The 12,079-nt window shown below is 49.6% G+C and carries 12 protein-coding genes; all 12 read right to left on the bottom strand.

The genetic code is table 11. From position 1 onward, the window contains the following. Positions 1–165 precede the first annotated feature (165 nt). Entirely contained in the window at positions 166–918 is a 753-nt protein-coding gene (locus Q0418_RS03570; protein ID WP_298482289.1) for a M48 family metallopeptidase, read from the bottom strand. A gap of 24 nt (positions 919–942) precedes the next feature. Then, positions 943–1,311, bottom strand: coding sequence for a fluoride efflux transporter CrcB (gene crcB / locus Q0418_RS03565; protein WP_298482287.1), 369 nt, complete (start codon positions 1,309–1,311; stop codon positions 943–945). A gap of 138 nt (positions 1,312–1,449) precedes the next feature. Beyond that, on the bottom strand, positions 1,450–2,130 hold the full coding sequence (locus Q0418_RS03560) for a formate/nitrite transporter family protein (RefSeq protein ID WP_298482285.1): 681 nt from the start codon (positions 2,128–2,130) through the stop codon (positions 1,450–1,452). Positions 2,131–2,206: 76 nt separating this feature from the next. Continuing rightward, the gene (locus Q0418_RS03555) at positions 2,207–2,515 is read right to left on the bottom strand and encodes a hypothetical protein (protein ID WP_298482284.1); all 309 of its coding nucleotides are present in this window, start codon (positions 2,513–2,515) and stop codon (positions 2,207–2,209) included. A gap of 100 nt (positions 2,516–2,615) precedes the next feature. Next, positions 2,616–2,969 carry a zinc ribbon domain-containing protein gene (locus Q0418_RS03550; RefSeq protein WP_298482282.1) on the bottom strand — a complete coding sequence of 118 codons (354 nt, stop codon included), beginning with the start codon at positions 2,967–2,969 and terminating at the stop codon, positions 2,616–2,618. 121 nt (positions 2,970–3,090) lie between these two features. Beyond that, the gene (locus Q0418_RS03545) at positions 3,091–4,521 is read right to left on the bottom strand and encodes a hypothetical protein (protein WP_298482281.1); all 1,431 of its coding nucleotides are present in this window, start codon (positions 4,519–4,521) and stop codon (positions 3,091–3,093) included. A 105-nt stretch (positions 4,522–4,626) separates the two neighbouring features. Further along, on the bottom strand, positions 4,627–6,153 hold the full coding sequence (locus tag Q0418_RS03540) for a VWA domain-containing protein (protein WP_298482279.1): 1,527 nt from the start codon (positions 6,151–6,153) through the stop codon (positions 4,627–4,629). Positions 6,154–6,626: 473 nt separating this feature from the next. Further along, positions 6,627–6,920 carry a hypothetical protein gene (locus tag Q0418_RS03535; RefSeq protein ID WP_298482277.1) on the bottom strand — a complete coding sequence of 98 codons (294 nt, stop codon included), beginning with the start codon at positions 6,918–6,920 and terminating at the stop codon, positions 6,627–6,629. A 69-nt stretch (positions 6,921–6,989) separates the two neighbouring features. After that, a complete protein-coding gene (locus tag Q0418_RS03530) occupies positions 6,990–8,471 on the bottom strand; it encodes a DUF4340 domain-containing protein (protein ID WP_298482275.1) in 1,482 nt (493 codons plus the stop codon). Between the two features lie 20 nt (positions 8,472–8,491). Further along, positions 8,492–10,177, bottom strand: coding sequence for a GldG family protein (locus Q0418_RS03525; RefSeq protein ID WP_298482274.1), 1,686 nt, complete (start codon positions 10,175–10,177; stop codon positions 8,492–8,494). Between the two features lie 16 nt (positions 10,178–10,193). Further along, positions 10,194–10,901, bottom strand: coding sequence for an ABC transporter permease (locus Q0418_RS03520; protein ID WP_298482272.1), 708 nt, complete (start codon positions 10,899–10,901; stop codon positions 10,194–10,196). Then, positions 10,901–11,998, bottom strand: a complete 1,098-nt coding sequence (locus Q0418_RS03515; RefSeq protein ID WP_298482270.1) for an ABC transporter ATP-binding protein — start codon at positions 11,996–11,998, stop codon at positions 10,901–10,903. The genes Q0418_RS03520 and Q0418_RS03515 overlap by 1 nt, the downstream gene beginning before the upstream one ends. Positions 11,999–12,079: the final 81 nt, after the last annotated feature.

The raw sequence follows: 12,079 nt of genomic DNA, 5'->3' as shown, positions 1-12,079 counted from the left end.
ACATATCGTTTTTTCAAACAAGCCCAATTTGCCCGAAATTTATTTTATCATATGTTCCAAAAAAAATCAACAGTTTTTTCCTTTCCAGACGCATTTCTATGAATTATCACTAAAGTGCCGGCTTTGTTTTTAGCCATATTGTCAATAATCTGTCCCCATTTCAGGCTATTTTTTAGAAGTGAGCCTTGTTTCCACTGTTTTTTGCAGGATTTCCTGGAGCTGACGCCAGTCCGGCAGCTCGACTTCAATGAACTGATAAAACTGCCTGGAATGGTTCGGAAAGAGAAAATGGGTGAACTCATGGATCACCACATATTCCATACAGCGCACCGGTGCAGCAAGGAGGCGGGTGTTAAATGTCAGCACCCCACGCTGCGGGCGACAGTTTCCCCACTGGGAAACCATGGCACGAAAACGGATCTCCGGGAAATGTACCTCATGAGCAGCAAATACAGGATACACCGCCCGGCACAGATTGCGCACTGCCTTTTCACAGGAGTTGTTCCACCAGGTGTCGAACACTTTTTTCCGGTGTTTCTCGTCAGAGGGATCCCGGACAAGCAGAAGCAGCTTGTCTCCCTGGAGCTGCACGCATTCCCGTGTGCCCCGCACCACTTCCAGGGTGTAAATTTTCCCGAGATAGAGCACTGTTTCCCCGGTGACATATGTTTCGGGATACTGCCGGACGCTGTCCTGCGCTGCATTGGCGTACTGGTGCAAAACTGTCAGGATTCGTTTCTCATGCTGCCGCAGAATTTCTTCGATCTGCTTCAGCGGCACGTGATGCGGCGCTGACACCGAAAGTCCCGTGTCCGGATGCATCCGCATATTGATATTCTTGACTTTTTTCCGTTCCAGTGTATAGGAGATCGTTTCGCCGCCGAGAACCAGGCTGCGGCATTCCGTTTGCCGGGACATGGACTCACCTCTTTGATTTTGTAGTTAAGCGAACAATCGGTGCTGCATCAATTTTCCCAACAGTACGCCGCAGAGACAGCCTGCTACACTCAGTACCACATACAAGCTCCCCAATAGCCACTGCCTTTCCTGGAACAAAGTCATCGCTTCCAGAGAGAAGGTGGAAAATGTGGTAAAACCGCCGCAAACACCGGTTTTCCAGAAGAGAGTGCTTTTCTGGGACAACTGCTGCGCCGAAGCCGCTTCGGCGATGAGACCAATGGCAACTGCACCCAGAAAGTTGATCACCAGAGTCAGAACCGGGAACGTACTGCGCACGGGAATCAGTCCGATGGCATACCGCAGCATGGCACCCAGGGCACCGCCGCATCCCACAAGTATAAAGGAAAGCATAGATCATATCACCTCGATATTATTCAGAAGAATTGCAGCAACACATAGTCACATCTTTTTCCAGTATAACACATTTTATCACAAAAAACAAGCAAAAAAACCGCACACGATCTCTCATGTACGGTTTCTACCTTTCAATTAAAGCGGATTTCTGGAGAAACGTTTCAGAAACGGAATGCAAATGCCGCCGAAAGCGTTTCCCGCAATTGCCATAGGGAAATAAAGCAGTGCGCGAATGGGGTTCGGACATCCTGCCAGGAAATAGTAGAACATATCTGCGACACAGTGATTAAATCCTGCCAGAATAAACACCATAATAGGCATAACTACCACAAACAGCCCGGCAACATGGTTCTTTTTCTCTGTACAGCGCCGGCAGCCTTCTACAGCGGAGAACATCATAATGCCGCAGAAAAAAGCCAGCACAAAGGAACTGAGAGGGCTGTCCGAAAGCTTCGCCTCCATCGCTGCCTGTGCACGATCCATCAGTGACACGTCCATGCCATTCACAGAAACATCCCGTGCGAACCGTGTGAGATGTACCAGTCCGGCAGTCAGCCCTGCGCCCACGGCATTCGCCAGCAGTGTGAAAAAGGTCTCGCCCAGGTAAGCACGATCCCGGTCCAGGATATAGCCCACTTTTCCAGTGTACAATCCATACTGGAGATGGATGATGCAGAACAGTCCCAGAGAGAACAGAAATGCGCCGATATAGCGGTTTTCACAGGACAAACTCACGATGCCGCCGATACCGATCATAAGACCGGACAGCAAGCCGTCCACAAAAAAAGAGAGCCATTTATTCTTCTTTTTTTCCATACAAGTTTCCTACGCTTTCTTGAATTTTCAGGCAATACCGCACAAAACCGTCAGGCGCTCTTTGTACGGTGTTGCCTCATGCAAAATAGGGTGCCGGGTCTGCACCGTTTACAGAGATCACATCCAACGGCTCCTGCAGATCCGGCAGCAGGAAACCACCTTCGATACAAGCCGAACTGCAAAATGCAAACATAGACGGATAAGTATCCTCATCCAGATAGAAGGGTTCCCTTGCATTGTCCGGGTTTACGCCCACACGGTATAATACCTCTGCATAATGGAACAGGATCTCCAGATGTTCCAAACGATGTTTGCGCATAAGCCCCATGACTTCCGATGCCGGAACATGTACGCTTTTCCAATCAAATGTAAGATCAGGCTGCATTTTTCAAAACTCCTTTCCGTCCGTCTGGCACCAGAACCAGAGACGGGCTGACACAAAAACAGCACACCCCGCAACAGGCTGTGCTGTCCATATGTTCTCGTTAATCTGCTTCGCTGAGCTTTGCGCCGCAGTTTCCGCAGAAACCAAAGGTGTACTTTTCATCGAACCGTGCGCCGCACTGACCGCAGATGCGGATGCCTTTCAGCTGGCTCAGGTCACCCTGCATGCTGGCGATCCGACGCTTTCTGTCATCGATATCTGCACAAAGTTCTATCTCTGCTTTATGGTCACCAGTGGGGTTCTCATAAAACAATCTGCCGATCTCGGTCATGACTTCCTGAATGCGCTCTTTTTCATAAGCGATCTTCTTCTTCAGATTGCTGGTTTCAGCGGCGCTTTTGGAAGATTCCGATACGCTGCGGCTGACCTGATTTACCTTGTCAAAAATTCCCATGTTTCTATCTCCTATTCTCCGGATGGCTTTTCACAATTCCGGCTGTAATATCGTTACTTAAATTATACATGATTGACAAGTTTTTGTCAAGGGTATTTTCTGTCAAAATGATTGAAACCCCTCACTTCTCAACCGGTTCGAACCGGATCCGGATTTTCGGCAGTTCATTCAGTACGGTATCACAATGGAACAAGCCATCCTCTACAGACAGATCATTCTCACCAGTTGCCGGCGGTGCAAAAATCTTCAATGTCATATCCGCAGCCCCCTGCAGCGGCTTTTCGAAAAATGCACCCATAAGGTCTACGGTCTTTGTACCCGGTGCCTTGTAGAACCACTTGCCGTTCAGTTCCAGCATCAGGTTGCTTTCTTCTTCGAAGATCACCTCACAGAAGGTGGGGTTTTTCTCGAAATGCAGCGGGATCGCCAGACCCTCGGCATCCTCGGAATTGCTCCAGCGCAGGGTAATGGGCAATGTAACTTCCCCATCCTGTCTGGTGATCTCCGGCTTGAACCAGTCACGCTGAATGATCTCCTTATACGTATCCAGAACCGGCTGTGCAATACCCACATCCGGATTGTTGGGGTCTTCAATTTCCAGACCAAGACGTCCACGGTCACGGAACTGGTAGAACGTAAATGCACTGAACCAGTCTGCCTGTTCTGCCTCCAGTCTGTCGCAGAATTCCCGTACCATATCAGCCTGTTCATAAGGCCCGGTCACATCGCCGTCAGCATTGAATTCCGCCATCGTCATAGGCTTTGCATCGCCGCCGTTGAGGTAGCGGAACCGTTCGAAGCTGCGCTTTGTTTTTTCATATGTATCGGCAACGGTACCCCGGCTGTGGGTAGTACCGCCGTGCTCTGCCACATCATAGGGCCATCCCCAGTGGAGTGCCATATATTTGTCCACCGACCAAATATCCGCTGCCGGAATAGTCTGTGCAAACTCTGCTTCCTTTTCCATCTCTTCCTTGGAAAGATCCTCAATACCGCCGATGCAGATAATGGTCTGAACATTGGGAGCGTGTTCCTTGATGATCCGGCTGGCACGGACAAAGAAGTCCGCTACTTCCTGATAGGTGCAGCGCTTGTTGAATGAGAACCAGTTGCCCGTTGCCTCATGGTTGATACGCAGGAATACCCGTCCGAAAGGACGCAGATCCTCACCGATGGCTGCCAGATGTTCGTCCGAAACATGAGGATCAATGGTCAGGGTCAGGCTGACATCCTGACCGTGCTGACGGATCTCACGCATGTAGTTGAAAGGTTCTCCCTCGGTATTGCCGCCGAGACCACCCTTATAGGTGAAATAGTCGTCATAGGGAAAATCCCAGGCAAAGCTGACATCCGGGCTGGCGTGTACCACGCTGGCACGTCCCGGCCACCCCTCATCCAGAGGATAATAGCAATACATGAGACTAATGCTGCGGTGGGGGCGTCCCATTTTTGCCAGAATGTAATCCTGGTTGACATACTCGCCACGCTCGCTGCCGTCTCCCAGATCGACAGCGCATTTTGCCTTTCCCATATGAATACGGTAAACTTCCATAGAAATATTCTCCTTTATCTGAAAGGTTTTCAGTAATATTATTATAAAGGATGATTGGAATCGTGTCAAGAGAAAATGCGACAAATCTTGCAGGTTTTTTGAAACTCACCGAAGCTGATCCACAAGTTCCCGGAATTCCTCTTTATAGGCATCTCCCTGCAGATCCAGCTGTGCCAGTGTATCCGACACTTCCTCCAGCGTTCCATCACCGCAATACGGACTGTTCCGTACTACCATGCCAAACTCTGCTACGCACGCCGCAAACCGGAAATCAGTGCCCGAATCAGTCGTATATGCCTGCTGCGTCACCGGATATTCCAGCAGCTTACTTGTATCGCTGCCCGGATCCTTATACCGCACACCCAGTGTCAACCACGGCGTATCATTGCCTTCCGCCATAGCCTGTTCCGTCAGTACCACCTCATACATTGCTGTCACCGTATGTCCTGCGCCGATTTCCCCGGCATCCTTGGTATCATCATCGAAATCCTCCTGGGAAAGCATCCGGTTTTCATAGCCGATGAGCCGGTATTCCGCCACCTGAGATGGTTCAAAAGTCACCTGCAGCTTCACATCTTCTGCCACAGTCACCATACTTGCACCCAGTTCCTCCACCAGGACTTTCCGTGCTTCTGTGACGCTGTCAATATAAGCATACACGCCGTTTCCATCGTCAGCCAGTGTCTCCAGCTTATTGTCCTGCAAATTGCCTGTGCCAAAGCCCAGGGTGGTCAGATAAATGCCGGATTCCTTCTTTTCGGAAATCAGTTCGGACAGCGCCTCCTCCGAAGTGACGCCAACATTCAGATCCCCGTCTGTGGCAAGGATCACCCGGTTGTTGCCGCCGTCAATGAAGTATTTCTCCGCCAGAGCATATGCTGTTTCAATACCGGCGCTGCCGTTGGTACTGCCGGATGCCTCCAGATCACTGAGCATGGCAGAAATGGTCGTTTTCTGATCGCCGGGACATCCCTCCAGCAAGACCGCATCTGCCCCCGCATAGGTCACAATGGACACGCGGTCTTTTTCCGTGAGATTGTCCGACAGCATCGTAAAAGCCTGCTGTAACAGCGGCAGCTTGTTGTCATCCTGCATAGAACCGGACACGTCCAGCAGAAATACCAGATTGCTGGGCTCTGCTTCGGAGAAGTCGATCTCCTCGCTTTTCAGCCCGATGGTCACAAGCTGATGTTCCCCATTCCACGGGCAATCTCCGGCGGTCACAGTTACCCCGAAAGGTGCATCATCCTCCGGCAGATTGTAATCATAGGAAAAATAGTTCAGCAATTCCTCAATGCGCACCGCATCTGCCGGAATATCCGAAATGGAGTAGCTCCACTGGATCATTCGCCGGAGATTGCTATAGGATGCCGTGTCCACATCTGCCGAGAAAGTAGACACCGGTGATTCTGCCGTAGCCTGAAATGTGTTCTCCTGAATTTCGCTGTAGTTTTCCCCAGAAACAGGAGACACTCCAGCTTCGACATCAAAAGCCGCCTCTTCCTCCCAAGACTCATTGTATGTAAAATTGTTATCCCTTTTCACCTGGATCTCATCAGAATCACTGCCGCAGCCAGACAGCAGCAGTGCGGAAATGCAGAAAATCACTGTCCATCTCATCTTTTTTTGCATAACGCACCATCCTTTCATCGAAATATCCTTTTTTCGATGTTCCTATTATAACAAATATTCATAATAATGTCAACCTTTAATTCAAAAAATAATTCTGGCGTTTACAATATATATCAAAAATTTTATTCTTTTTGCGGACGGACATGCTTTCAATTGAAAAATAAGGATGGTTTACTCACCTGCGGCGATGCAAAAACAAGCTGCAAAATTCTTGTGCTTATAAGGCAACAACATTCCTCATTCAAAAAAAAGACGCCCGAAGCACTGAAAGATTCCAGGCTCCGGGCAGTCTTCAATTATGGGCATCTCTAAAAACCCCGAATCCGTCAGATGTGGTGCAGATTTGCGACAGATTCCATTTCGAAAAAACGCAGGAATACTTGATGTATTTCAAGTTTTTTCGAAAGGGGAGATGGTGTAAAGATGCGCCGCAGATGACGGGTGAGCGGGTTTTTAGAGGTGCCCTTATTTTATTACTGTGCCGAGGCGTCCTTTTCTGCACGTTTCAGCCAGACATTCGCCAGATCAACCGCTTCATACAGATTCGGACGATCGGAAGTCTTTACGATTGCTTTCACAGGATTCGGCTCTTTTGTGGACATCTGATAGACCTTTATCTTATCTGCAACCATCAGTCCGCCGTCTGTTTCCTGCTGATGTGAGATCTGCATCATCACGACATATGGTTCTGACATGTAACCGTAATAGATTTGGTTTCCGTTTCGTACCAAAGGATAACCCCGATACATAAAAAATTCCTGATTCATCGATGTTCCTTCCTTTCTCCGGCAGTATCTGCGAAATGCTGCACATGTCCTCATGTGCTTTTCCGATACTTAGCTCCAGTTGGTTGTAAAGTCTTCGCTTGTGTCATAGATCTCCATATTGCTGCGCAGTGTATCCAGATAGGACATGCGGCAGGTATATGCCGACGCACCGTCTACAGTGATCAGGCAGGTAAAATCGTCAATGGCATAGAACGACAGATCCCGTGAAAAACTGCCGTCCTGGGTTTTCATGTTGATTTCTGCAAGAGGTTCCCCTTCCGGCGTTCCATTCAGTTCCACAGTCTCCGCTGTTGTATTCAGCAGGAACGAATAAAACTGGCGGTACCGTTCAGAATCTGTGCTTTCGCCGTTCAGCTTCACCACAGCATCATCCTTGCCGGTACCTGTGACTGCAAAGTGAAATTCTGCATCATTCACCCGCACATCCAGTGCACCGATATCCCATACATAGGTACCGATCACAAGCTTCGATGCAATGTCCGTGGGTGTTACCGTTGCCCAGACCATATCCTCTTCTGCCACCTGATAAATGGCATCTACGCCATCCAGATATGCATAGTAATACGCCGTCTGCTCGCCTGTTTCTTCGTCTGTTTCTGTAAAGCGTTCGCCGAATTTCAGCACATAGGTGTTTCCATCATCACACGCCATAGTGGCAGTGCCAAAGGGATCTGTCAGACCGGTTTCTTTCAGATCCGATTCTTCCGGAAGCGGCACTGCAACTTTCTTAGCAGTCAGTCCAAACATACCGGTAACCACTGGTGTGGATCGGTCTACGCTCAGATAAGCCGGGACAGGTGATACCATCTCATGGCTTGCCACAGTGCCGCCCATGCTTTCCTCGTCCTCAGAGGTCTCATCATAGTCCAGCTCCAGCACATAGTCCATGTCCTTTCGCTCCACAGTCAGGGAATTGACAATGGGATAATCCTCCTCTGCCGGTTCTTCCAGCATGGTTTTTGAAAGGAAATCTATTGCTGACTTGCTGAAATTCGCCACCAAAGATGTCTTTACGATATAAACCGTATTCTCATCTGCCGGTGCAAAATAGGTGTTTTCCGTGCCGGAAACCGCATTTCCAACCCGGAAGGAATAGCTGCTGCCATCCTCGAAGTGCAGTGTCACAGCCACAGCTGTCTTATCATCCAATCCGAATTTCGCCAGATCGGTGCAGTTTTCCTCCACCAGACCAGTAGTACTCATAGAAGCGGTATTGTTGGGCAGCGTCCAGAGGGTCGCGGTTTCCATGGGAAGTTCTTCCCACCCTGCTATGGCGAAAGTCGCATTGTTAGTGCCATTGCCCTCCGCCGTGCGCACGACTTCAAAGGTGCCCGTGGCATTTGTCACATCAATGGAAGTGACATCATTGGGCTCCTGTTCTGTGAGCGTCACCGTAACGGCACTGCTCTCCTCTGAAGAATCCCCCGAAGAAGATTCTTCCGGCTGACTTTTCAGCAGCAGAAATGCGGCAGTGCCCAATGCGGTAACAAGTACCACGCCGCCCACAATTCCCAGCATCTTTTTACGCATCCAAAATCATCCTTTCCAGGTCAGCGCCAGCGTCTGCGGACTGCCACGATCACGCCCACAACAACAACTGCCAGCGGGATCAAAAAGACAACCAGTGTACGAATGGTCTTGAGCTGTGTCTCAGTGGCAGAAATAGAAGTCTGGCTCAGATCCTTTGCGGCAATAACAATGCTGTCCTCCTTGCCACAGACGGAATTCAGCAGACCGATGAAGTATTCCGCATTGTTGTATGCAGAATCCTGCACCAGGTTATAGTCCAGCAGTGACATAGAGCCCAGCACGATCACATCACTTTCGATGAATTCGCTGCCGGTGGACTGCTGGTCACGGCACAATGCCATGACTGTATTTTCGCCCCGTTCTGCTGCACTTGTGTCGAAAGAAGTGGTTGTCTCTGCGGCTTCAGTTGCTGCCTCTGCTGCATCCTCAGTGGGCTGTTCTGCCACATCATCTGCGGACACTGCATCATCGCTTACATCCGAAAGCGGATAACGATAAGATGTGCCGGACGTTGTCAGAAGAGAAGTCACGGTACGTCCGTTATTCGCCGTCAGTGCGTCAATGGGACGTGTCAGCGGTGCCACTACCGGCAGGCTGGTATTGTTCAGATTGCCGTCATAGCCCTTGTCGTCCTCATCGGCGGTGACATTTGCAATGGGCACCTTACCGCTGCCGGACAAGGTAGAAACGGTCTGACTGCTGCTATCCTCATCTCTTACAATACTGCGGTCGATCTGTACGTTCCACTCCTTCAGGAATGCATCCAGATTGGGTGTAGAGGACTGGGAATAATCTGCAATATAGATCAGCTGTTTTCCCAGATTGCCATCGTTGTACAAGAAATCCTTGAGCTTCGCAATGGCGTCTGTGGTCAGATCCTGTGCCGGTGCAGGGAGAAGCAGAATATCATACTGTTCTTTATCCAGTGCATCCGCCACAATGTCCAACTCGGTGACATCATAGCCGTTGTCATCTAGAAGGGATTTTGCAGCATTGACAGCATAGTAATTTGCCTGTGTCTGGCTGTAGATCATCTCTCCGTTGGACAGAGAGATCACGCCTACTGCCTTGGGGTTGGAATCCGTTACATTCATTATGGCAGAGGTCAGAGTCTGCTCACCCTTGAATCCGGTGATGCAGTCTGTCAGCGAAGCCATGCCGTACTGATAGTACTGATACTTCTGTTGATCCAGTTCAAACATATCTGTAAAGCAGTCGTAAACTTTAATGCGTTTTCCGCTTGTCACGATAAGCTTTCCAGAATTGATTGTTCCACCGTACAGCTCCTGGTACTGCGCCAGAATGTCCGGATCCTTGGTGGTATCGAAATAGGTTACAGAGATATGATCCGAATATCCTTGATACTTGGAAATGGTCTCTGCGATCATCTTGTTATATTTATCTGTCTGAAAGGTACTTTCATCGGAAGAAACAGCAATTTCCACATCCTGATCCAGATCACGGATATAGTCCAGCGTTTCATCGCTGATATCATAGACATTAGAAGTGGTAAGATCCAGAACAGCATCGGGGAACCGGTTGCCGATCAATGAAACGACCACGTTCACCAATACCACAACTGCCACAAAAATCACTGTCACAGCTGTTGCAAGACTGCCGTATTTCAGTTTTTTCCGCCGTTTGAGCTTGTTCTGCCGTTTTTCCTCTGACATAGGCGTTGCCGCCTTTTTTTCCTGATTTTTCATGCTATCTGTCCTCCTCTCAGCTCCAGCGCCGTTTCTCAAATACACGAACGGTAAAGAAGTTGAAGATCACCGCCGTGCTGATAAAGAACAGCACACTCGCCGGATCAAACAGACCCGCCGTAAAATCATAATACTTCGTATAGAACGAAAGGGCATTGAGTACTGTGGGCACGATGGGCAGATTTTCGGCAAACTGCGCCACTACGTCCAGCATGTACAGTGCGAACAATACGATAATGCCCAGAACCGCCGCAACTACCTGGTTTTCCGTCAGAGACGAAATGAACAGAGTCACAGAAATAAAGGCAGCACCCAGCAAGAACAGCGCCAGGATATTTGCAGTCACGATGCCCCAGGCAACTGCTCCAAAAAAGCTCAGGATCAGCGCATACAGGAACAGAATGGCAAGACCAATGGAATACATGGTCAGTGCTGCAAAATACTTGCCCAGTACAATGCCGCCGATGGATACCGGCGAAGTCAGCAGACCCTGTTCGGTCTTCTGCTTCTTTTCCTCACTGAACAGCCGCATGGTCAATACCGGGATCAGAATAACAACGATCAGGAAAAGGCTGGTGAACACACCGGACATATCCGTTGTTGCCGAAGCCAGGGACGAAGCAAAGAAAAAGTAACCGGACGCTAAGTAGAACACTGCCAGAAAGACATATGCAATGCTGGATGTAAAGAACGCGCCCATTTCACGTCTGTAAATTGCCCCCATTATACCTCGCCTCCTTCCGTTGTTTCAGCCGTATCCGCCTGAGGTGTCCGGGGTTCATCCGGTGTTTCGCTGACCGGTTCTGCCGCCGCAGGCTCTGTCTGTGCAACAGGCGTTTCCTCTGCCGATGCAGGCGCAGCCGCCTTTTTGGGAGACGACAGCTTCACGCCTTCTCCCATAGTGATCTTCAGGAAGACATCCTCCAACGTCATTTCACCCAGATCCATCTTATAGATACCCCAGCCGTGCTCCTGTACCATCTGGTTCAGTGCCGGACGGATATCAGAATCAGGCTTTGCCACAATTTCATATTCGAACATGCCCGGCTCCCGCTCCATATCCGCACGTACTTTCAGTACGCCGTCGATGGTACGAATCGCCTGCAAAATATCAATTTTCGGGCCGCCGATCCGAACCGTCAGCTTATTACTGCCGGAAACGGACTTCGACAGGTTGTCAATGGTATCATATGCCGCCACCTGACCATGATTGATGATCACGACACGGTCGCAGACCTCCTGAATCTCCGTCAGAATGTGAGAAGAGAGAATAACCGTATGGCGTTTTCCCAGCTTCTTCACCAGGGTACGGATCTCGATGATCTGATTCGGGTCAAGGCCTACAGTAGGTTCGTCCAGGATCAGGATGGGCGGATTGCCGATGAGTGCCTGTGCCAGACCCACACGCTGACGGTAGCCCTTGGACAGATGCTTGATGATCCGATTGGAAACATCGCTGATCTTGCAAAGATTGCACACATCTTTCAAGTGGGATTTCCGCGGCAGTTTGCACTTTTTCAGGTCATAGACAAAGTTCAGATAACCCATGACAGTCATATCCAGATAAAGGGGCGGCAGCTCCGGCAGATAGCCGATCTGTGCCTTTGCCTTGATAGGTTCTTCCAGAATGTCCACGCCGTTGATCAGCGCCTGTCCCGAGGTTGAGCTGATATAACCGGTCAGCATATTCATGGTCGTTGACTTCCCGGCACCGTTGGGACCGAGCAGACCGAGGATCTCACCGTCTTCTGCGGTAAAGCTGATATCATTGACAGCCACTTTATCCCCGTAATGTTTCGTCAGATGTTTGACTTCAATCATCCTTGTGATTGCCTCCTTCTGTTTGCGCAGCACACGCAGATACTGGCATTAGTGTAACAGAGATTTGTGATAAAAGCGTGA

Origin of the sequence: uncultured Ruminococcus sp., assembly GCF_937915125.1 — a bacterium.
GTDB lineage: Bacteria > Bacillota > Clostridia > Oscillospirales > Ruminococcaceae > Ruminococcus_C.
Note: the sequence above shows the minus strand (reverse complement) of the source record. Positions and strands in the feature narration are given on the sequence as shown.

Coding starts and splice junctions, on each gene's coding strand:
- Q0418_RS03570 (WP_298482289.1), bottom strand. CDS start 918: ATGTCCCGGCAAACGGAATGCCGCAGCCTGGTTCTCGGCGGCGAAACG.
- crcB (WP_298482287.1), bottom strand. CDS start 1,311: ATGCTTTCCTTTATACTTGTGGGATGCGGCGGTGCCCTGGGTGCCATG.
- Q0418_RS03560 (WP_298482285.1), bottom strand. CDS start 2,130: ATGGAAAAAAAGAAGAATAAATGGCTCTCTTTTTTTGTGGACGGCTTG.
- Q0418_RS03555 (WP_298482284.1), bottom strand. CDS start 2,515: ATGCAGCCTGATCTTACATTTGATTGGAAAAGCGTACATGTTCCGGCA.
- Q0418_RS03550 (WP_298482282.1), bottom strand. CDS start 2,969: ATGGGAATTTTTGACAAGGTAAATCAGGTCAGCCGCAGCGTATCGGAA.
- Q0418_RS03545 (WP_298482281.1), bottom strand. CDS start 4,521: ATGGAAGTTTACCGTATTCATATGGGAAAGGCAAAATGCGCTGTCGAT.
- Q0418_RS03540 (WP_298482279.1), bottom strand. CDS start 6,153: ATGCAAAAAAAGATGAGATGGACAGTGATTTTCTGCATTTCCGCACTG.
- Q0418_RS03535 (WP_298482277.1), bottom strand. CDS start 6,920: ATGAATCAGGAATTTTTTATGTATCGGGGTTATCCTTTGGTACGAAAC.
- Q0418_RS03530 (WP_298482275.1), bottom strand. CDS start 8,471: ATGCGTAAAAAGATGCTGGGAATTGTGGGCGGCGTGGTACTTGTTACC.
- Q0418_RS03525 (WP_298482274.1), bottom strand. CDS start 10,177: ATGAAAAATCAGGAAAAAAAGGCGGCAACGCCTATGTCAGAGGAAAAA.
- Q0418_RS03520 (WP_298482272.1), bottom strand. CDS start 10,901: ATGGGGGCAATTTACAGACGTGAAATGGGCGCGTTCTTTACATCCAGC.
- Q0418_RS03515 (WP_298482270.1), bottom strand. CDS start 11,998: ATGATTGAAGTCAAACATCTGACGAAACATTACGGGGATAAAGTGGCT.